Raw genomic sequence first — 19,827 nt, forward strand, 5'->3', positions numbered from 1 at the left:
GCGAGCCCCCGCCGATAGGAGTTGACACCGACCAGATGTCGTCATCCTTCGATGCCTTGAACTTGCACGTGTCACAAGGTGTACAGACGGCATGAATATCCGTCAGGAGACCATTCATGACGGCCAACATGCAGGAACTGGAGGTTCTCATCCTGATGGCTCTCAAGCGAGCCGCCGCTCAGAACAGGCCCGATATTGTAGATTGCCTCCTGAGGGCTCTCGAACTCATCACGGAGGAGCAGCGGGTGTGAACTGACGCGCCGTTTTGACGGGGACGGAAGAAATCGCGCCGCAAAGCCGGAGATGAGTAGGCAAGCAAGTCGAGGTTGACGACGAGCGCGGCAACCGCATCTCCAAGACCGGTACCGCGGGCGACAGGCGCTAATCTGCCCGCACCAGATGCACCCGGGGCTAGTCTGCCCCGGGTCCCCATCCTGAGCCTCCAGGAACGCCACGAGCAGGCTGGCGACCTGTTCTTGGTACGCCATCAGACAATCCGCCCGGCGGATCTGAAACCGGAGCGCTCGCCAAGCGTCACCTCTTCGACGGACAAGCTGTGGGCTAGTCTCAGCAGGAGGTGCTGTTATGGACGAGAAACGTACTCCCGGAGCAGAGCGGAACCTGAATGCGCAGAGCGCCACCGGAACCCGTGGTTCTGACGAGGCATCCAGGGGGATTGCCGGTCAGGTGCAGGATGCCCTGAACCAGGCGGCCGGAGCTGCCTCCGAAACGGTCCAAACAGCTTACGGCCAGAGCCGAAAGTATGCCCGCCAGGTCGGTGAACGCTATCCCCAAGCTCGGCGCTATTATGACCGCGGCTCAAGGGCGGTGAACTACGGCCTCTCCGAGGCCCCTCTCCTGTCGCTGCTGGCGGTGGGGGCCGTGGGGTACCTGTTTGCCTGGGCCATTCACGGCGGCCATGGTGACCGTCAGGAGCAGATGATGCGCCGGGCCAGGAAAGGGGATTATCCGGGCTTCCGCTCCGGCAAGCCCCTAATCGAGAGCGACCGCGTGGAAGGAACGGCGGTTTACGACTTCGACGGCAATCACATCGGCACGATCAAGCGGGTGATGATCGAGAAGGTCAGCGGTCGCGTTGCCTACGCAGTGATGTCGTTTGGCGGCTTTCTCGGCCTGGGCTCGGAGGAGTATGCCATTCCCTGGAGCGTGCTCGACTACGACACAGAACTAGAGGGCTACCGGACCGCCCTCACGGAGGAAGACGTTCGGCATGCCCCGAGCTTCTCGCGCGATCAGGGCTCTGACTGGTCGGACCCGCAGCGAGATCGGGAACTGCACGACTACTACGGCGTGACCTACTACTGGCTGTCGTCCTAGCGGCACCAGCTACACGTCCGATCAATCGCCGGTCCTGTTGCAAGAGCACCCTCAGGTTAACCGGCGGGGGCCGGACGAAGGCCTAGGTGAGGCCTGAGGAATCCCCCTCGCCATGTCAGCCACCGCTTTCCTGCGGAAGTGATCAGTCGTGCGTCTGGTTATACTTTCTGTTTCCACTCGGCCTGCGCATGGTCGAGAAGATGCTCGCCGCCCAAGGTATTCTGGTCAGCCACGAAACCGTGCGGCAGTGGGCACTGAAACTCTACCAGAGCTTTGCCACCCGGATCCGCCGCCATTCTTCCAGCGCCCCGGGGGATAAACTGGCATGTGGATAACGTTTTCGTCAGAATCGCTGGGAAAAAAATTGGTTGTCGCGGGCCGTGGACCGGTACGGGCTGCGCTCGATAACCTGGTCCGTAGAAGCGCAGATCATCGATGAGGATTTCAGCCTCGCGCGGCTTGCCTAGTCTGTCAGGTCCCCTGCAAGCACCAGGACATTGGCCTCTCGGAGACCTCTGCAAGGAGGTCGCGATGGGAGTGCTCTGCATTTCCTTGATGTGCAGGCCCGCCATTGCCGCGACCGACAGCGGCTGCTGCTAGCTTCCATGACAGATCTCCTCTTCACTGACAGGTCTCATGTCGGACCTCCACGGATGTTGGTTGAGGTGCTGTCCCTAGCAGTCGTTGATGATCCGAGTCGCGCGCGGCGGAAAATCGATGTGCGACCGATGACGTCGAGCAGATCAAGAAGCTCTGGACCGGCTGTTCCAGGCCATTCGGTACAACTCGGTCCGTGGGGAAGAGTCCAACGGGAGTAGCTCTTGCGACGGGGTTGCGCGCGTCCGCAAAGGCGTACAAAGTTGAATACTGTGGCACAGGATATGAGTCTGTGAACAGAATCTATCTCGCCCTTCGCCGGAGACATTGTTCTCCATAGGCCGACTGGTCCCCAGGATTAATGTTGCTCGCCTGAGCGAGCCCTCCTGCGAACATCTATCCCACCCGTGACTGTACGGTGCATGCGCGCCAGGCAACGAGGTCGGCTACATGAAAAAGATCAACACTGGATCTGCATCTAGCTCTCTCCCCGTGTTCTCGGAAGGTCTTGCAAGCTTACGTGGATTGGCGGCTGCAATTGTCGTTGTCTTCCACGCCCTGCTGGTCTTCCAGGTGGATGGCCATAATGATCCGCATAAACTCCTGCTGAACATCGATGATGGATGGTTGACGGCCCAGCACATGCTGATTGCGATCTTTAACGGTCATGCAGCCGTTGTTCTGTTTTTTGTCCTGAGCGGCACGGTACTCACCCTCTCGCTTGCACGAGTCAAACATCTCAAAGGGCAGGAGATTATTGCCTTCTACATCCGCCGGGCACTTCGTCTAATTCCTCTCCTTATTGCTGTTACTCTGGCCTCCGCCTGGGCACACCATTTCTACTTTGAGGACGTAGAGTTTGCTTCAGCAACAAACTGGATGAATAGATATTACAAAAGCGATCCCGGACTGACAGAAATCCTGCACAATGCCGCAGGCTGGAGCTCCAGCCTGAACTCCCCGGCCTGGACAATAAGGATTGAGATTGCCGCGTCGGTTGCTTTCCCGGTTCTGTACTGGGTGAGCAACGGCACTTGGCCTGTTGTCATCACGGTCGGCTTGGTACTGCTCACGATGATGTTCGCCCCCGGGCTATCGATTGGGCATCTTGAGACATTCCTTTTCGCCTTTTACCTCGGTGCCTTGATCCCTCGATGGAGTGGTGCTCCAGCGCAAGCCTTCCTGCATCTTGGTACTCCTGCACGCCTGGCCATCATTTGCATGGTTCTTATTGTGATGGCAGGAACCGAGCGCCTATACACTCCTACGACCTTCAGCGATCCTAGATCCGTTCTGATTGTAACGCTGTGCGCTGCCGTTCTGGTTTCTGTTATTTATTACAACCCACGAGGTGGGTTACTCCGTCGACCTAGCCTTGTCTTTTTGGGCGAGATTTCTTATGGCCTCTACCTTATTCATATGCTCGTGCTGTTCATGTTGGCACACGCCATTGCACCTTCGGCCGCATCTCTCGATCCAAGTGAGGCAGTTGCGTTAAACATCGGACTTGCGATTGCAACGCTCGCATTGACAGTTCCGCTCGCAACTGTAGCGTACTACGGCTTCGAGAAGCCGTGTCAACGGCTTGGCCATGGGTTTGGGGCTATCGTTGGCGAGAGGATAGGTGCCTTTATAACCCTCAGGCCGAAAGCCAAACGCGTCCACCCGTAAGAAGCTGATGCAATACAGCGGTGCGAAACGTCATCCGAGTTGAGTAAGCCTATGAACAAACTGGAAGAGACGGCCATCGCATAAGGCCTTTGCGGTCTCGAACTGATCCATTTTGCGGTCGAAGGTGCACCAGTTGACGGTGCCCAGGAGGGGCCAGTCGGGGGCCGCGCCCCAAGCAGCTAAGCCAGACAGAGCCCTCCGGTGGATCTCGCCGCTTGTGATCGGGCTGACTCTTGTCGGCTTCGGCACCTCCACTCCCGAACTCGTGACCTCCATCCAGGCCTCGCTTGCAGGCGCACCAGGCATTGCGCTCGGCAATGCCAGACGTGGCGCCAGTGATACGATTGTTTGCTCGGCCAAAGGCTTGAGGTCGATTGACGTAGAGCATTCCTGGTTCGAGGGCGGAGAGCATCCGCCTCCGCGGATCAGCCAATAGCGATTTAACAGGCTCACATAGGAACCGTTCCACCGCGGCATCGGTGCGCATTGCCTGCGTTGCACGATGACTAAAGCATCGGACCCAAAAGTGGACTTGCACTTTTGGGATCCCATCCGATGCTTTCTCTTATGATGAGAGCATCGTTGATGTGCGGAAAACCGGATCCACTTTTCCGCACGATGCTCTAGGTGATCGCCAACCCGTGAGCTGAAGCCGTTCAAGAAGTGCTGGATCCATCGGGAACACGGAACTCGCCGGTTCGTCTGTGGGGGAATAAGGCAACAGCGCAGGGACATCTGGACCGCCGGTATCATCCGCACGATCGGCTACGCCCCCTTCGATCGTGCGATCGTGACCCCGCGCCAAGTTATGGCAGGTCTGATCAGGATCCAGCTTTGTGCAGATTTCCCTAACTGCCGGTCCTCCAGGCTCGAGCCAAGTTTGTTCATGTGCATCACCGCTCCTGCTGCGGGCCGCTCCCCTGATACGAAAGGACCTTCCCTGATGGCCACAGATGATCGCTCGACTCCTTCCCGCCGCACGGTGGTTAACAGCCTCGGCACCGGCTTGGTGGCGGCCCCGGCTTTGTTCGCCTCCGGGCAAACCCTTGCACAGGCCAACCAGCAATCGGGCGCATCCGGTGGATCAGCACCGGACCTGCAGAATCCACGGACTGAGTTCCCGCGACCACCCTTCCCACGCCAGGAGCAACCTTGGCCCGGCCTTGCCTCCAGGATGGAACCACGTCCTGATCACGGCGAGACGAGCTACAGGGGCACGGGCCGGCTGACCGGTCGGCGGGCGCTCATCACGGGCAGCGATTCCGGTATCGGCCGCGCGGCCGCTATCGCTTATGCGCGCGAAGGTGCCGATGTGGCCATCAACTATCTCTCCGTCGAGGAGCCGGACGCCCGCGAGGTGATCGAGCTCATCCGGGCCGAGGGCCGCAATGCGGTGGCGATCCCCGGCGATATCCGGGATCAAGACTTCTGCCAAAGCCTCGTCGAAGAGGCTGCGGACGAGCTCGGCGGCCTCGATATCTTGGTCAATAATGCAGCGCGCCAGACCGCGCAGCCTTCCATCGAGGACATTTCCACCGATCAGTTCGACGCGACCATGCGGACGAACCTCTATGCAATGTTCTGGATCACCAAGGCGGCGATCCCGCTCCTGCCCGAGGGCGCGTCGATCATCAACACCGCTTCCGTGGTGGCCTATGATCCGCCGAAGATGCTGCTCGATTACTCCACCACCAAGGCTGGCATCATTGCGTTCACGCAGGCCTTGGCCAAGCAGCTTGCCGAGAGAGGAACCGCGTGAATGCCGTCGCGCCCGGGCCGTTCTGGACGCCGCTTCAGCCGAGTGGCGGACAGCCACCCGAAGCAATCCCCACCTTCGGCGCCGATGTCCCGCTCGGCCGATCGGGCCAGCCGGTGGAGCTGGCTCCGGTCTACATCATGCTCGCCTCGGCCGATTCAAGCTATGCGACCGGCGGGGTCTTCGGCAGCACCGGCGGTCGGCCTGGGCCATGATACCTCACTGAGCGAGGGTAAAGATCGAATGGCTGCGCTGAAACCCCGATTTTTCGCAGCCGTTGACTCCTTGAAGGGCCGAGAACTGCGGTCCGGCTATTCCGGCTATGAGGAGAAGATCATGCGCCTGGATTGGAAAATTGCTCTTGTTGCTTCTGCCATCGCATTCCCAGGAATGGCATTCGCAGAGACGGGTGGCGCAGCTGCGGGTGCTGCTGCAGGCGGTGCCGCCGGCGCAGCTGTCGGCGGCCTGGCCGGCGCCGCCATTGGGGCCGGTGTCGGCGGTGCTGCCGGTGATGCAGCCTCAGGTCCAGACCAAGAGAACGTGACAATCGAGCGGCGTGAAATCGAATCGACAGGAAGCGTCGGCTGCGAAACCGTAACCACCCAGAGAAGCGACGCTACAGGTGATACGGTGACGCGGCAAAGGACCGACTGCTAATCCAGTTTGACCGATAGGCCAGTCTGGGAGCGCAAGACTCGTTCCCAGACTGACTGCCTCTGATTTGCCGTAGAGTCTCTATCGCTCAAGCAGAATTGTATGCCGGTTGAACAAACACATTCGGTGTCACATCGGCTGCGGGATCGATCCCGACGGAAGCTCAAGTCAACCTGGATCCGGCAAAGCGCGTCAGTAGCGGGCCTGCGAGGCAGGTCATGAAGATGACGACAATAACGGCATCCTCGACCATATCCCCGATCAGTTCCATTTCCCGCCCGACAACAATCACCGCGAGTGTCGCGGCCGCTTGTGGCAGAGTGAGCCCAACGACGACGATCCTGTCCATCGTGCTGTAGCCGTACATGCGGCCTGTCAGGATGGACGCGACCGTCTTCCCGAAGACAACAACCGCCAGGAGGCCTGCGGCCAGCATCCACGTCGTCAGCTGGCCGAAGACGGCGAGGTCGAGCCGCATGCCGGTCTTCACGAAGAAGAAGGGGATAAAAAGCATACGGCCCACGAATCGGGCATGCTCGTGCAGCTCGGACCGGCGCTTGATGGGCTGGTTGAGGCACAAGCCCGCGAGGAATGCGCCCAGGATGTCCTCGGTACCGATCTCGTCCGCGACAGTTGCGAGGCCGAGCAACACAACGAGGAGGAAAAGCGCCTTTTCCGCCAGCGTGGTCTTCTCGTCATCGAGAAGCCGGGCGGCAATTCGTGGAACTACGGCCAGTGAAACGGCGGCCAGGATAGCCAAGAGGGCGAGCGGGAGCGCCCAGGCCACCGAGCTGCCGCCCTCACTGCCAGGCTGCTGGACGAGAATCGCGAGGAGGACGAGGGCGAGCGTATCCGTAATCAGGGTGCCGCCGATCGCCGCGACGACTGGCTTGCGGTCGACAATTCCAAGGCGCTCGACCATTGGGTAGGCAACGAGCGTGTGCGATGCAAGGGCTGCGCCGAGCAGAAGCGCACCGGTCCATTCCAAGCCGGCGAGAAGCCCCACGCCGACGGCCGGAGCCAAGGAGAAGCCAGACGCGAGAAGGCCGAAGGAGATCGTCTCGCGCTTATGGTGACGTACCACGTCGAGGTCGATCTCGAGGCCCGCCATGAACATGATGAAAAGCAGCCCGATGGTCCCAAGGAGATCAATGACCGGCTCCTCGGGCAGGATTGCGAGCCCGTCGGGTCCAACGAGCATCCCGATCAGGAGAAGGCCGACGATGCCCGGAACACGCGAGTGCTCGAGCGTGAGCTGAATGATGAGTGCGATCGAGACAATGATCGTGAACTGGAAGACCACGTCGTCGACAGTGAGGTTTTCGAGCATCCGGCACCGCAAGAGGAGACGCCGCGAACACAGCGCCGTGCGCTCGTTCAATAGGTGCACCGCCGCGATGGTTCCCGGCCGCTTAACTATGGCATTGGGTTCAAAGGTGGATTGACACTTTCGAGCCCAATGCTTTCTTCGAGCGAGAGCCTTGTTCAGAGTGAACTGATGGTCGGCATCAGCGAAAACTCGGATTCGCTTTTCCGCACATGCTTAGATCCTGGTGTGCCGTACGGAATCGCCAGCGTCACGCTCCAGCGGATTTGAAGGTGAAGCCATTGAGCTGCTTACAGGGATTTCGGTCCCGGCTAGGCGGGTTGCCTGCGCAAAGAAGAGACAAAGGGTCAGTCGCACCTCACAGGCACAGCGAGGTCACGGCCACGGGGAGCAGGGTCCAGGCCGTAGCGACGAGCGCCACGCCAGCCAAAGCCAGGCTGACGCCCCGGACAAACCCAGAGGGCGAAGCGAAACGCGTTGAGCGGAGAGCGAGCAGAAGGACGATTTGAAGCACGATGGCCGCGGCCCAAGCCATCAGGAGGGCGCCGCGACCCGCCTGGGCCCAGCGATCGGAGCAGACGAGGCCCTCAAGCCCGTAGACGGCGCTGAAGGACGCGAGCCAGATCGTCAGCGGAACGGAGATGCGGAGAATGTCCCTCACGTCAGCACCCCCGGCAGCCAGGACACGCCAAGGCCGAGCAGCGCCACGGCCGCAGTGTAGTCGATCCAAAGCCGCACGATCTGCACCTCCCCGATCCGGCTACCCGAGACGTAGCCCGCGGCCGCCCGGAGGGCGAGGAAGATAGTCATCGCGCCTGTCAGGCCCGCATGGAATAGGACGTAGCCGCCGATCACCCATACTGTGGCATCGTAGGCATGGGCGTCGTGCGAAGTTCCCAGAAGGAGAGACGCCGCGGCTACCCCCACCGCGCCGGCACCGGCCAAACCGAGAAGGAGGCCCAGCCAGGGGCCGGTTCCTCGCCGCAGCCTCCGATCGGCGAGCCGTATCCCCGCCATAGACAGGGCTATGCCCGCGAGCAAGAGAACCGGGCCCAGAAGGTCGGGCTGCAGATAGCCGGGGGGCGGCCAGTTAGGAGCAACCGTCCACAAGAAGGCGTACCCGAACAGCAGGGAGCCGAAGAACGTCGCATTGCCGAGGAGCAGAACCAGCGATCCCCACCAGCCGGGCGGGTCCGCGACCTCGGTGGCGAGCGGCAGCGCAAGGCCTTGACCTACCTCCTGCGGACCCTCGTCGTGCCTGGAGCCCAGAACCCACACCCACCGTGCAACGAGCGCGGCAACGCCCGACGCGGCGAGAGGGACGAGCCAGTAGAGCTTCAGGAGCATTCCGACGAAAATCCCTCCGGTGACGAAGGCCATGACGACGGGCAACGCCGTATTTTTGGGAAAGATGACGAGATAGGCGGGCTTGCCGCTGGCAATCTCCAGGGTGAGCGTCTCGCGGCGGTCCCGCGAGGGGTCGCCCAGGTAGCCCTCCCCGCGGGCGAGGCGGACTGGCAGGTCCGGGTCCTCGTAGAGCGGATTGCGCGATCCTATCAGGGGGAGACTCGCGAAGTTGTACGCCGGTGGCGGCGTCGGCATGGCCCATTCGAGAGTGCCGGCGCGCCACGGATCGCGCGAGCCGCGGATCGCCACAGCCGCGTTGACGGCCACGTCCACGATCACCAGGGCGAAGCCGATCGCGGTGACGAAGCCGCCGATGGACGCGATCAGGTTGATGACTTCCCACCCCTGTCCCTCGTCGTAGGTATGGATGCGGCGGCGCTGGCCGAGGAGCCCGACCCAGTGAACGGCAAGGAAGGTGACGTGAAAGCCGAGCGCAATCAGCCAGAAGGCTGTCTCGCCGAGCTTGAAGAAGCGCTTGCGCCCCGTGACATGCGGCATCCAATAGTAAAGCGCGGCCAGCATCGGGAACACGAAACCGCCCACGAGGACATAGTGGAGGTGGGCAACAATGAAGTGGGTGTCGTGCGCCTGCCAGTCGAAGGGTACTACGGCCACCATAACGCCTGTGAGGCCACCGATAACGAAGGTGACGAAGAAGGCCAAGATCCACATCATCGGGAGCCTGAGCTGCGGGCTCCCCTTCCAGATCGTCCCGATCCAGGCAAAGACCTGTACTCCCGTGGGCACCGCGACCAGCGTCGAGGCCGCAGAGAAGAAGGCAAGGCCCATATGCGGGATGCCCGTAGTAAACATGTGGTGGACCCAGAGCCCGAAACTCAGGACGCCCAGCGTAACCGCCGCCGCCACGACCCAGCCGTAGCCCAGCAGCGTCGTACGCGCCATCACCGGCAGGATCGTCGAGACCACCCCGGCGGCGGGCAGGAAGATGATGTAGACCTCCGGGTGGCCAAAGAGCCAGAAGAGGTGCTGCCACAGCAGGCTGTCGCCGCCGTGGTCGGCCTGAAAAAAGGGCATCCCGAAGGCGCGCTCGAGTTCGAGCAGGATCGAGCCCAGGATCAGCGGTGGGAATCCCGTCAGGATCATCACTGCGGTGACAAGCGCATACCAGGCGAAGATTGGCATCTGGGGCAGTGACATGCCCGGCGTACGGTAGCGCAGGACTGTCACGGTAATCTCAACCGCGGCGCAGATCGCGGAGATCTCTACGAAGGTGATGCCGAGGAGCCAAAAGTCGGTGTTGATGCCGGGGCTTGCGATTTCCGAGGAAAGCGGCGGGTACATGAACCAGCCGCTGTCAGGCGCGATCCCCGCAACGAGGGAGAAGATCAGGAGCGAGCCACCGAAGACATAGCACCAGAAGCCATAGGCGGTGAGTCGCGGGAAGGCTAGGTCGCGGGTCCCCAGGAGCTTGGGCAGCAGATACACCGCGAGCCCCTCGAACAGGGGGATCGCGAACAGGAACATCATGATGGTCCCGTGCATCGTGAAGACCTGATTGTAGATGTCAGGCCCCATGAAGGCCGAGCGCGGGGTGGCGAGCTGGGCGCGGATCAGCATGGCCAGAATGCCGCCGATCACGAAGAAGGTGACCGCCACAAGCAGGAACATCCGCCCGAGGTCGGTATGATTTACTGTCGTGAACCAGCCTTTCCAACCCGGGTCCGAGGCCCAGATCCGCGTCAGCGCGCGATGACGGCGGAGTGCGCTCATGGCTCCTCCCCTGAAAGGAAAGCGATCCACCCGTCCTCGTCATGAGCGCGGACGGTGAAGACGTGATCCTTATAGCCAGGACCGTTGTATTCCGAGCTGACGCCCGCGTAGTCGCCTGGCGTCCAGGCCTCGATCCGCAGGACGTTCACATAGCCTGGGATCGCGTCGAGCTTGCCTGCGAGCCGCGGCACCCAAAAGCTATGGATCACGTCGGCGCTGGTGATCTCGACGTCCACTGGCCGCCCGGCCGGGATGTGGAGGATGCCCTCGGTCACACGGCCAGGGGCGTCGGCATAGCCGAAGGACCACTTCCACTGCCGTCCTTCGGCACGGACGGTCACGACCTCCGGCCCCGGTCGAGGGAGAAGCCTCTCGCCCACAATGAGGCCGTAGGCCAGGAGCGCGGCCAGAACCGTGAGCGAGAAGCCGAGACCGAGACCCACGATCCAGACCTTCTCCCGCCCCTCGTCCGCTTCATCCGAGGCGGGCGCGGGTCCACGGAGGAAGGCCAACACGAGAAGCGCCATTACGAACAGGAAAATCGCGGTGGCGCCAGCCAGCATCACCCACCACAGGGTGGCGATGACGTCGGCCGCCGGGCCAGCCGGGTGGACGGTTGAGAGCCGCTTCTCGCAACCAGCCAGGGAGACAAGCGTTGTGGCTCCGATGGTCCAGCGAAGGAAACGGCCGCGATGGCGCAGGAAATGGTTCAGAATGAGGGTAGCGAACTCATTGACCCGATCGAACAACATCCAGGCTATGAGGAAACCGAGTCGAAGATCGGCCTCTGGGGGCACCCGCTTCACGCCATGACCGTGGCCTTCCCGGTCGCGCTGACGTTCTGCAACTTTGGGGCGGACGCACTCTACTGGTTGTCGGGCGACGTGTTCTGGGCACGAGCCGGGGTCTGGGCTGCGGGCACAGCTTTCCTGTTCGGGCTCGCGGCGGCTGCGACGGGAACCATGGAGCTCCTGATGGTGCCCGGTATCCGCATTCGCGTGCCCGCTTGGACGCATGCGGTCATCGCGGTTCTCCTGCTGTCGCTGCTCGGTGCGAACTGGGGCTACCGGCTGTATGGCTACGAGGCGGCAGTGCTGCCTTACGGCATCCTGCTGTCCGGGTTCAACGTCCTGATGGTCTCGGCAACGGGGTGGCATGGCGGCAAGCTTGTCTTCGATTATCGCCTGGGGACATCGAAGGGGAGCTGAACTCCCCGCGGCTCCTCGAGCCAGTCCGGCATCGGAATCTCGCTCAACTCCGGCTTAGCGAGAACAAGCGTGAGGATGGCGAGAATCGGGACAGTCAGCAGCAGCGTGGGCAGGAGCGGCTCGGGCGGCGTGTGGGAACCCTCGGTCTCGGCTACGGCGACGATGATATAGCTGACCCAGGCATGGAAGGCCACGAGCAGCGCCACGAAGACCAGCTTGGCGAACATCCAAAGGACGAAGACCTCGCGCAGAAAGATGAGCAGCGTCCCCGAGGCGATGGCGATCACGGCCGCTGGGGTGATGACGAAGGTGTAACCGTAATGCGTGGCACGCCGGATGCGGGCGTAGTCCGACTGGCTGATGGCTGGGTCGTGCCGCGCCAGCATGAGCGGCAGGGCAAAGAGCCCCGCGCACCAGAGACCCAGCATCGCGATGTGAAGCGACTTCAGATATGGGATGGTAGGCTCCAGCCACCAGATCATGCGGAGCGCCCTTCCATCGCCCGCCAGCCACGCCGCGCTATCATGGCTCCCCAAGCTAAATAGGGTAGTCCCGCCGGCACCCACATAAGGAGACCTCCAAGTTGCTGGTCTCGCAGGGGCGAAAGGCCCCAGTCGAGCGGCGCCACTGCGTGGATCGCGTAGAGAGAGGCGGGCGCGAAGGTGAGGAGCGCACCCAGAAACGCCATTTGCATGTAGCCGCCGAGGATCAGGAGGAGGGCGTGGCCTCCGCTTTGGCGCGGGTGGAGGACAGCGCGCCAGAAGGCCACCGCAGTCGCAATGAGCGACACCTGCATGGCCCAGTAGGCTGGCACCCAGGACAGTGCGAGATCGTAGGCCGGAGGCAGATGCCAGGCCCAAAGCACTGCGGTCGCAAGCAGGAAAGACACTGCTGCCGGTCGGGGCTCGCGCATGGGCCATGCTACGGCAATCAGCGGTGCCGCAACTGCGACTAGGAGGATATGGTGGACGACGCGTGCCGAGAAGAGCGACGCAGAAAGCGCGCAGAGCGGCGACACGAAGGCCAGCGCCAGCACCGCCACGGCCAGCGCGCCAGACCGGCTCCGGCCGATGGTGAAGGCAAGGACGCCCAGCGCCAGCAGCAGGACCGGGTCGAAATTCCAGCGCAGCCAGATCTCTGCCGGATCTGCAGCAGGGCCGCAGTAGATCCGGTTCCAGGCCTCCAGGCTCATCCTGCCGCCCTCATCGCTCCCAGCCGCCTCCCCGGTTCCTGACCAGACACGCTTGCAGGCTGGCGTCTCGGACAGCCCGCTGCGACATTGCAGCCATAGTAAGGGATTGGTTTCCAGTCAGCAGGCTGCGGTGCATCATATTCTCCAGCGCCTCCATCATGCGCCTGTCGCGTCAGCTCGGATGCGAACGGGCACGCCTTTGTAAGCAGGCGTCTTGGCCAGTTCGTCATGATAGCCCACAGGGATCAGGGGATTGGCCTCGGGGTAGTAGGCTGCAACGCAGGCGTTGGGCAGATCGTAGGGTGTAATCCTCAGCCCCGGCACTACCCGCTCGATGCCATCCTCCACCGCACATTCGAGCGTCACCACCTGCCCTTCCGAGAGCCCCCGCCGCCCCATCTCCTCGGGATTAATGAGAAGAATGTCGCGCGACCCCGAAAGGCCGGTTTATTCTGGCGCGTCGGCGTGCGGAGGGTGCCTAAGGTAGGCCTCTGGTCGGCAAGGATGCGGCTGACCCCTTTGAGCGATCCCCAGCCGCCGGTGGCGTTCTCGTAATAGGGCGGGTCGGTGCGCTGACCGGTTTCGTCGGGCTTACTCATCTGGTCCTCCCTGGGCCACGGCGGTCATGCCATGGACAGACGTGGCTGTTCTCGGAACAGGCCTGGAAGCCAGAAGTTCCATTCGCCGGAGCGATCCGCTCCTTCCGGACGGAAAGAACCAACCTGATCTGTACGGCGGCGCTCTGACGGCGGCAGGAAGAGCAGATATGCCGCGCCTGTCTCCTGCTCATTGAGCTTCTGAACGCGGCACGGGCGATGGGGTCCAGAATGCGGTGAGGTGATCATGGAGCCCATTGATGGCTTGGTTCTCAGGATAGGACCGGAAGAAAGCAGCAATCATTCGCTGTTGTCTGGTCTGATAGATCCGGTCATGGGCGCCAATGTCCGAGAGTCCGTGTTATGCAGGGCCCGGTCGGCATAGGTTCCCCTCACTGCCTCCACGCCTCCAAACTCGTAAAGGTCGAGAACGAGAGCGGTCTGCAGAAGTCCGAGATGGGTGAAGGCTTGAGGATAATTGCCGAGGAAGGCTCCGTCCTCACCCATCTCCTCTGCGAATAGGCCTACATCGTTGGCCACACCCAAAATTTCCTCGAAACGCTGGCGCGCTTCGTCCCCACGGCCGAGCGCCAGGAGCGCATCGATCACCCAGAATGCGCACACCAGGAATGTCCCCTCCTCCCCCGGAAGCCCGTCATCGCTCTTGTAGCGATACACGAGGGGCCCATGCCCGAGTTCCTCGATGACAGCATTCACTGTGCGCTCCAGCACATCGTCCGCAATGGGAAAATCCACCATCGGGGAAATGAGGACTGCGGCGTCTAGATTTTCGAATCCAATGGCCTGGGTCAGGTATCCCCCACGCGGATGGATGCCGCTTGTGCAAACGTCTTCTGCAATTGCGTCACGCGCCTCGACCCATTCGGGCCGCTCGCCGAAGAGACGGATGGCTCGCTCAACAGCAACCTAGGCCATAATGGCGCTGTGAGTATAGCGCCTCTCGTCGATCCTCGGCTCCCATAAGCCTGCATCCGGCTTGCGCCACTGCTTGGCAACATAATCGGAAAGTCTGACACCGAGTTCACGCACCTCATCATCAAGGCGACCACCAAGACGGCAAGAGGAGTACATAAGATCGAGGAGCTGACCATAGACATCCAGCTGGTGCTGTTCGACAGCCTTGTTGCCGATACGCACCGGGCTGCTGCCTTGATAGCCTTCGAAGTGCTCGACCTCGTATTCCGGAAGTTCGGTTTCTCCGCCAATTCCGTAAAGTGGCAGGAGACGCGGCAGGGTTTCCTCTGCTGCTTGCATGACGAAGGAGAAGAAGGCTGTCGTTACGTCCAACAGACCGAGCTTCTTCATGGCCTAAAGCGCAAAGCACGAATCGCGCAGCCAGCAGAACCGATAGTCCCAGTTACGCACACCGCCGATCTCTTCCGGAAGCGAAGTTGTTGCAGCGGCGACAAACGCTCCGGTCGGCGCATAGGTTAAGGCTTTGAGGACCAGACTGGAACGCAGGACTTGGCTTCTGTATGGGCCATAGTAGGAGACGCATTCGCTCCAACTCGTCCAGAACCCCTCTGTCTTCGTCCGGCATTCCTCGACCGCCGCCTCAAGATCCTCTACAGGCGGCACTCTCTCGCCAAGAACAAAAATGCGCCGCTCGCCTTTGGCAATGTCGAAGCGCGAAACAGCCAGCCCGTCCTCAAGGGAAAAATCGGTTTGGCTGGTGAGGGGTGGGCAATCAGCGGCAGTGACTTGCCCTCCTCCGATGTCCAGCTCAGGAAAAGTCTGCGCATATCCAGGCATTGGGCGGTAGAACGCCTCTATGGGCATGCTCCCTTGCACTCCTTCGACGATCCGCACCAACCAGTGCCGAGCCTTGAGGCGCGTATAGTCGTCCTCGCCCGCATCGTCGGCACGCTGAACGGGCATGAAATCGACAATTCTGGCCGCGTTGCCATCCGCCTCGCAGACAGTCTCGAGAACGTTCGTCTCTGGTCTGTATCTGCATCTGCGTCGCTTCTGAGCACCTGCAGCCGGAGCGATCTGGAAAAACCCTTCCCGTTGCCGGTCGAGCAGACGGCTGAAGATCGGGAGCGCGTCGAAGCGCTCAAGACAGCACCAGTCGATTGAGCCATTGCTCGCCACAAGCGCGGCTCCATGGCAGTCGCCGATGAAGGCATAATCGCGGATGGGGCGGTAGTCGCGGTCGCGGACTGAGGATTCCTGCATGGCAGGAGCATCCCGATGCATCAGCGTTCTCCAAGCATAGCGATCTGGCGTTGCATCGGGAGCGAGATGGAATTGCAACACTCACTCCCAACGGGAAAAGCGTGGCCTTTGTTATGGTTCCCGAGCTGCATGCCAAGTTATTAAGTTACACAGGAAAGAGGAACCGGGATGGCAGGCAGCGATTGGAAAGAGTGAACTTTTGAAACCCCAATGCGCTACGAACTGACTTCACAAGGACACACGCGTTGAGAATGCTCGCTTGGCTTTCCCTGGCTGCCATCGCTATCCTGTCGCTCCTTCCGAGCGAGGTTGAGATCAGGACAAGGATGTCTCCGACCCTGGAGCATGCCGCCGCATACGCGGTTACCGCAGCCATTTTCGCCCTGGCATACCGCGCGCCCGGGCAGCGCGTTGCGATTGGTGTTCTGCTCATATTTGCTGCCGGTGGTCTCGAGTTCGCCCATATGCTTCGCACCGACCGGACGGCCAGCGTGGCGGACTTCTTGGGGAGCGCGTGCGGCGTGGCGGTGGGCCTGATTGCCGCTGCCTGGATCGGCTCCTACTTTCGACCCTCAGCCACGAGGACCTAGTCTCGGTGGCAAAGATTCGACTGTTGAACTCCGCAAAGGCCCTCTTCACCGCAATACGATCTTTGCTGTTCTGGCTACTGCTAGAAAGGCAAACTTTGTGCTCCCGCCTGTGTTTTACAGGTGTCCTAACCTCTACACGCATCCCTCCGTGTGGCGTCCTCTCCCTCTATAGCGCGTGAAGAGAATGCTTATCTCCGAGCCGACAAGGATCACCAGTCCGGCGATGTGCAGCCACAGCATAAGGATGACGACAGCACCGATGCTGCCATAGGTGGCGTCATAGCTGCCGAAGTTTTTCGTAGAACGAGAACCCCAGCGAGGCGACGATCAGCATGCTCACACCGAATACACCGCCAGGGGTCAAGAACGCGAATTTCAGCCGAACGTTGGGCGCATATCGGTAGATGAGTGCAAAGCCCGAAAGCATTGCCAGAACTATGATGACCCATCGGAGTGCGGCGAAGAATGTGAGCAGTGCGCTGGTGAATCCGAATCGATTGCCGATCCAGTCCTGGACGATTCCGCCGACCACGATCAGCGAGAACGCACCAAGAATCAACAGGCCGAAGAGAAGACTTAGGACAACGGCTGTCGCACGCGCGCGTATGAAGCTGCGTGCCTCCTTTACGCCATAGGTGATGTTGAGCTGCCACATGATGGCGTACATACCGGTCGACGCCGCCCACAGCGTCGCAATCAGGCTCAATGACAGCGCACCGCAGAAGCTCCACATCGTGCAGGCGCCGCAAGCCGACTCCCTCGCTCCAGAGGTCGACCCGCAGCTCTACCCCCAGCCTTCAAGGTCCACAGGATCGATTGCATATCCGCCACTTGGTGAGCGCCCGCCGGAGGGCTCCGCGAGTGTCGGTAAGCCCGACATTCCCGTAAAGCGATGAGCGCTGCGGGACACCGCATCCCTGAACAGAGGATGGTTCATTGCTCAGACTTTATAGCGAAAGGGGCTTCACGCCCCTTTCGCCTTTGCGTAATTCCTCACGGAGGAAGAGTCCACCTGACGCCTCTCCTCTCTTGCAGCCTATCGCGCGTAACGAAACTGCGGCGCGTTCTCGAGCTGCTCCTTCGTAGCGTTTGGCAGGACTGCACGCTCAGGATAATCGCGCATCTGGTCGCCCGGAGTCACGGCCATACGAGGGTCCGTGCCCACCGCGCCGGTAGTCGTGGGCTGCTCCATTGTTCCTGCGCCCGCAGCACCCGTTTCAGCCGTGGTTGTTCCTTCAGGACGAGGAATTATGCCACCCACGCCTGGCGCGCCTGTCATGCCGCCAGCTGCCGTTCCGGTTACGCGGCGCTCTCCTAGCCCAGCCGTTCCAGTGACTGCGTTTGTAGCCATGCGGTCATCCTGAACCCACTCAAGGGCATTATAGGGAACAGCCACATCGCGCTCGCCGATCCCGAGAAAGCCGCCGACGCCGATTACCACAGCCTCGACCTGACCCTGGCTGTTGACCAGAACCTCACGGATATCGCCGACCTTTTCATTGTTCTGGTTATAGACGTTCATACCTTCGAGGCGCGAGGCACGCCACAGGTCCGGTCTATTCTCGATAACATATTGAATGCTGCCGCCCTGCATCGGCGTCACGGAGCCCTGCGTCGCCATGTTGGGAGCCATTGTACCGCCGGAAGGCGCTGCCGGTTGAATAGTTATCATGTTGCCCTGATCGGCAGGAGCAGCGGGCTGGCTCGTTTGCGCCATTGCAGGGGCTGCGACTAGTACTGTTGCAAGCAGGCAGCCTGAGATCTCGCTCTTCAACATCACGCTCTCTCCAAGAAAAGGTTGTTTTTAAGCGTCAGCGACTTCAGTAACCCTGGTAAAACGCCCAAGGTTCGAGATCGTTCTGGAGGTCTTTCCGTTGTTAGGTGAGATCGCGCGTGTGACTATTCCTGCCTAAACGCGAGCAAGCAATGGAGTTTACGTCCTTGTCTACTCGTCGAGGTCTACTCGTCGAGCGGATTGCGCACCGCGCCCCTTTAGCTGTTTGGATCAGGTTTATCGAACCCGGGCTCAGGGACCCGGATCTAAATTTGGGAGGGGGATCGCCCGTTCACTCGAGCTTGCTTCCCATACGCTTCCCAAGCCGGTTTTCTGGGAAGCAGGACCAAACCCCGACAGCAGCTAAGCGCTTGAGAAGGCTTGGTGAGCGCGCTGGGACTCGAACCCAGGACCCTCTGATTAAAAGTCAGATGCTCTACCGGCTGAGCTACGCGCTCCCAGAGGTGAGCCCGACATAGGGGCTCTCCGCTGCGGGGTCAATCGAAAAGCCCCCGCCCGGGGTTCATTTCCACGATTGGGCGCGGGAAAAACGGGCCTTCGCCTATCCTTCCGAGACCATGGCGGTGTTGTCGGCGTGCTGGCCCGCCTCGGACTTGCCGTCCCGCTCGCCCTTCTCCCAGCCTTCCTTGACCTCGCCGATGTAATCCGCCAGTCGCCCCTCGGCGATGGCCTTGCGCAGGCCCGCCATCAGGTCCTGGTAATAGGCCAGGTTGTTCCAGGTCAGCAGCATCATCCCCAGGATCTCGTTCGACCGGACGAGATGGTGGAGATAGGCGCGGGAATAGGCGTTGGAGGCGACGCATTTCGAGGTCTCGTCCAGGGGGCGCGTATCCTCGGCGTATTTCGCGTTGCGCAGGTTCATGCGGCCGTGGCGGGTGAAGACTTGGCCGTGGCGGCCGGCGCGGGTGGGCATGACGCAGTCGAACATGTCCACGCCCCGGCGCACCGCCTCCACGATGTCGTCCGGCGTGCCGACGCCCATCAGGTAGCGGGGCTTTTCCTTGGGCATGTGCGGCTCGACCGTCTCGATCATCCGCAGCATGATCTCCTGCGGCTCGCCGACCGCAAGCCCGCCGATGGCGTAGCCCTTCAGTCCAAGGGCCGCCAGTTCCTTCGCGCTCTCGATGCGCAGGCGCTCCACCGCGCCGCCCTGGACAATGCCGAACATAGCCTTGCCCGGCTGCTCGCCGAAGGCGACCCGGCAGCGCTCCGCCCAGCGCAGGGAAAGCCGCATGGCCTTCTCCGCCACCTCGTCGGAACAGGGCAGCTTCACGCATTCGTCGAGCTGCATCTGGATGTCCGAGCCGAGCAGTCCCTGGATCTCGATGGAGCGCTCCGGCGTCAGCACATGGGTCGAGCCGTCGATATGGGACTGGAACGTGACCCCCGTCTCGTCGATCTTGCGCAGCGCCGCCAGGGACATGACCTGAAACCCGCCGGAATCGGTGAGGATCGGATAAGGCCAGTTCATGAACTTGTGCAGCCCGCCAAGCCGCGCCACCCGCTCCGCCCCAGGGCGCAGCATGAGGTGATAGGTATTGCCGAGCACCACGTCGGCCCCCAGCGCCTTCACCTGGTCCGGATACATGGCCTTCACGGTCGCGGCCGTGCCGACGGGCATGAAGGCGGGTGTGCGGATGACGCCGCGCGGCATCCGGATCTCGCCCGTCCGCGCCGTTCCGTCCGTCTTGTTGACGGTGAAGGTGAAGTTCTCGGTGGTCATTCAGCACTCTCGTTGTCATTCCCGGCCACAGCGAAGCGGAGGG

At 61.5% G+C, this 19,827-nt stretch carries 15 protein-coding genes, 1 tRNA gene and 6 pseudogenes; 9 read left to right on the forward strand and 13 right to left on the reverse strand.

What is annotated here, in order from left to right:
• Positions 1 to 116: 116 nt before the first annotated feature.
• From LG661_RS25120 to LG661_RS14375, 7 genes and pseudogenes are all read left to right on the forward strand, one after another.
• Positions 117 to 251, forward strand: coding sequence for a hypothetical protein (locus LG661_RS25120; RefSeq protein WP_268995466.1), 135 nt, complete (start codon positions 117 to 119; stop codon positions 249 to 251).
• 688 nt (positions 252 to 939) lie between these two features.
• The gene (locus tag LG661_RS14350; protein WP_230532616.1) at positions 940 to 1,338 is read left to right on the forward strand and encodes a PRC-barrel domain-containing protein; all 399 of its coding nucleotides are present in this window, start codon (positions 940 to 942) and stop codon (positions 1,336 to 1,338) included.
• A gap of 93 nt (positions 1,339 to 1,431) precedes the next feature.
• Positions 1,432 to 1,733: pseudogene (locus LG661_RS25675) on the forward strand (IS6 family transposase); the annotation flags it as partial.
• 652 nt (positions 1,734 to 2,385) lie between these two features.
• Positions 2,386 to 3,606, forward strand: coding sequence for an acyltransferase family protein (locus tag LG661_RS14360; RefSeq protein ID WP_230532587.1), 1,221 nt, complete (start codon positions 2,386 to 2,388; stop codon positions 3,604 to 3,606).
• 205 nt (positions 3,607 to 3,811) lie between these two features.
• Positions 3,812 to 3,925: pseudogene (locus LG661_RS14365) on the forward strand (calcium/sodium antiporter); the annotation flags it as partial.
• A gap of 624 nt (positions 3,926 to 4,549) precedes the next feature.
• Positions 4,550 to 5,577: pseudogene (locus LG661_RS14370) on the forward strand (SDR family oxidoreductase).
• Between the two features lie 28 nt (positions 5,578 to 5,605).
• The gene (locus LG661_RS14375; protein WP_230532588.1) at positions 5,606 to 6,019 is read left to right on the forward strand and encodes a hypothetical protein; all 414 of its coding nucleotides are present in this window, start codon (positions 5,606 to 5,608) and stop codon (positions 6,017 to 6,019) included.
• A 160-nt stretch (positions 6,020 to 6,179) separates the two neighbouring features.
• Here the strand turns inward: LG661_RS14375 and LG661_RS14380 are convergent, their stop codons facing one another.
• From LG661_RS14380 to LG661_RS14395, 4 genes are all read right to left on the reverse strand, one after another.
• A complete protein-coding gene (locus LG661_RS14380) occupies positions 6,180 to 7,346 on the reverse strand; it encodes a cation:proton antiporter (RefSeq protein ID WP_230532589.1) in 1,167 nt (388 codons plus the stop codon).
• A gap of 355 nt (positions 7,347 to 7,701) precedes the next feature.
• Positions 7,702 to 8,004: a hypothetical protein gene (locus LG661_RS14385; RefSeq protein ID WP_230532590.1), complete on the reverse strand. Its 303-nt coding sequence runs from the start codon at positions 8,002 to 8,004 to the stop codon at positions 7,702 to 7,704.
• Positions 8,001 to 10,481, reverse strand: coding sequence for a cytochrome c oxidase subunit I (gene ctaD / locus LG661_RS14390; protein ID WP_230532591.1), 2,481 nt, complete (start codon positions 10,479 to 10,481; stop codon positions 8,001 to 8,003). Before ctaD ends, LG661_RS14385 begins: the two co-directional genes overlap by 4 nt.
• The gene (locus LG661_RS14395) at positions 10,478 to 11,233 is read right to left on the reverse strand and encodes a cytochrome c oxidase subunit II (protein ID WP_230532592.1); all 756 of its coding nucleotides are present in this window, start codon (positions 11,231 to 11,233) and stop codon (positions 10,478 to 10,480) included. The genes ctaD and LG661_RS14395 overlap by 4 nt, the downstream gene beginning before the upstream one ends.
• Between LG661_RS14395 and LG661_RS14400 the strand changes: the two genes are divergently transcribed.
• On the forward strand, positions 11,186 to 11,689 hold the full coding sequence (locus tag LG661_RS14400) for a DUF2231 domain-containing protein (RefSeq protein WP_407666718.1): 504 nt from the start codon (positions 11,186 to 11,188) through the stop codon (positions 11,687 to 11,689). The genes LG661_RS14395 and LG661_RS14400 overlap by 48 nt on opposite strands.
• On the opposite strand, the gene LG661_RS14405 is transcribed toward LG661_RS14400, so the two are convergent.
• The 5 genes and pseudogenes from LG661_RS14405 to LG661_RS14425 form a co-directional block, all read right to left on the reverse strand.
• Complete coding sequence (locus tag LG661_RS14405) at positions 11,659 to 12,171, reverse strand: CopD family protein (protein ID WP_230532594.1); 513 nt, start codon at positions 12,169 to 12,171, stop codon at positions 11,659 to 11,661. The genes LG661_RS14400 and LG661_RS14405 overlap by 31 nt on opposite strands.
• Positions 12,168 to 12,881, reverse strand: a complete 714-nt coding sequence (locus LG661_RS14410; protein ID WP_230532595.1) for a cytochrome c oxidase assembly protein — start codon at positions 12,879 to 12,881, stop codon at positions 12,168 to 12,170. Before LG661_RS14410 ends, LG661_RS14405 begins: the two co-directional genes overlap by 4 nt.
• Before the next feature lie 156 nt (positions 12,882 to 13,037).
• A pseudogene (locus LG661_RS14415) lies at positions 13,038 to 13,325 on the reverse strand (FdhF/YdeP family oxidoreductase); the annotation flags it as partial.
• A gap of 342 nt (positions 13,326 to 13,667) precedes the next feature.
• Positions 13,668 to 13,781 carry a formate dehydrogenase subunit delta gene (locus LG661_RS14420; RefSeq protein WP_230532596.1) on the reverse strand — a complete coding sequence of 38 codons (114 nt, stop codon included), beginning with the start codon at positions 13,779 to 13,781 and terminating at the stop codon, positions 13,668 to 13,670.
• Positions 13,778 to 15,697: pseudogene (locus LG661_RS14425) on the reverse strand (glycoside hydrolase family 15 protein). Before LG661_RS14425 ends, LG661_RS14420 begins: the two are co-directional and overlap by 4 nt.
• A gap of 230 nt (positions 15,698 to 15,927) precedes the next feature.
• Here LG661_RS14425 and LG661_RS14430 point away from each other — a divergent pair.
• Positions 15,928 to 16,266, forward strand: a complete 339-nt coding sequence (locus LG661_RS14430) for a hypothetical protein (RefSeq protein ID WP_230532597.1) — start codon at positions 15,928 to 15,930, stop codon at positions 16,264 to 16,266.
• Between the two features lie 132 nt (positions 16,267 to 16,398).
• Here LG661_RS14430 and LG661_RS14435 read toward each other — a convergent pair.
• From LG661_RS14435 to tgt, 4 genes and pseudogenes are all read right to left on the reverse strand, one after another.
• A pseudogene (locus LG661_RS14435) lies at positions 16,399 to 16,999 on the reverse strand (YihY/virulence factor BrkB family protein).
• A 303-nt stretch (positions 17,000 to 17,302) separates the two neighbouring features.
• Complete coding sequence (locus tag LG661_RS14440; protein ID WP_230532599.1) at positions 17,303 to 18,043, reverse strand: PRC-barrel domain-containing protein; 741 nt, start codon at positions 18,041 to 18,043, stop codon at positions 17,303 to 17,305.
• Between the two features lie 379 nt (positions 18,044 to 18,422).
• Positions 18,423 to 18,498, reverse strand: a tRNA-Lys gene (locus tag LG661_RS14445).
• A gap of 104 nt (positions 18,499 to 18,602) precedes the next feature.
• Positions 18,603 to 19,784, reverse strand: a complete 1,182-nt coding sequence (gene tgt / locus LG661_RS14450; protein WP_230532600.1) for a tRNA guanosine(34) transglycosylase Tgt — start codon at positions 19,782 to 19,784, stop codon at positions 18,603 to 18,605.
• Positions 19,785 to 19,827 lie beyond the last annotated feature (43 nt).

The organism is Microvirga roseola, from assembly GCF_020866965.1.
GTDB classification, from domain to species: domain Bacteria; phylum Pseudomonadota; class Alphaproteobacteria; order Rhizobiales; family Beijerinckiaceae; genus Microvirga; species Microvirga roseola.

Coding starts and splice junctions, on each gene's coding strand:
- LG661_RS14420 (WP_230532596.1), bottom strand. CDS start 13,781: ATGATTGCTGCTTTCTTCCGGTCCTATCCTGAGAACCAAGCCATCAAT.
- tgt (WP_230532600.1), bottom strand. CDS start 19,784: ATGACCACCGAGAACTTCACCTTCACCGTCAACAAGACGGACGGAACG.
- LG661_RS25120 (WP_268995466.1), top strand. CDS start 117: ATGACGGCCAACATGCAGGAACTGGAGGTTCTCATCCTGATGGCTCTC.
- LG661_RS14405 (WP_230532594.1), bottom strand. CDS start 12,171: ATGATCTGGTGGCTGGAGCCTACCATCCCATATCTGAAGTCGCTTCAC.
- LG661_RS14430 (WP_230532597.1), top strand. CDS start 15,928: ATGCTCGCTTGGCTTTCCCTGGCTGCCATCGCTATCCTGTCGCTCCTT.
- LG661_RS14395 (WP_230532592.1), bottom strand. CDS start 11,233: ATGTTGTTCGATCGGGTCAATGAGTTCGCTACCCTCATTCTGAACCAT.
- LG661_RS14440 (WP_230532599.1), bottom strand. CDS start 18,043: ATGTTGAAGAGCGAGATCTCAGGCTGCCTGCTTGCAACAGTACTAGTC.
- LG661_RS14350 (WP_230532616.1), top strand. CDS start 940: ATGATGCGCCGGGCCAGGAAAGGGGATTATCCGGGCTTCCGCTCCGGC.
- LG661_RS14380 (WP_230532589.1), bottom strand. CDS start 7,346: ATGCTCGAAAACCTCACTGTCGACGACGTGGTCTTCCAGTTCACGATC.
- ctaD (WP_230532591.1), bottom strand. CDS start 10,481: ATGAGCGCACTCCGCCGTCATCGCGCGCTGACGCGGATCTGGGCCTCG.
- LG661_RS14360 (WP_230532587.1), top strand. CDS start 2,386: ATGAAAAAGATCAACACTGGATCTGCATCTAGCTCTCTCCCCGTGTTC.
- LG661_RS14375 (WP_230532588.1), top strand. CDS start 5,606: ATGGCTGCGCTGAAACCCCGATTTTTCGCAGCCGTTGACTCCTTGAAG.
- LG661_RS14400 (WP_407666718.1), top strand. CDS start 11,186: ATGGTTCAGAATGAGGGTAGCGAACTCATTGACCCGATCGAACAACAT.
- LG661_RS14410 (WP_230532595.1), bottom strand. CDS start 12,881: ATGAGCCTGGAGGCCTGGAACCGGATCTACTGCGGCCCTGCTGCAGAT.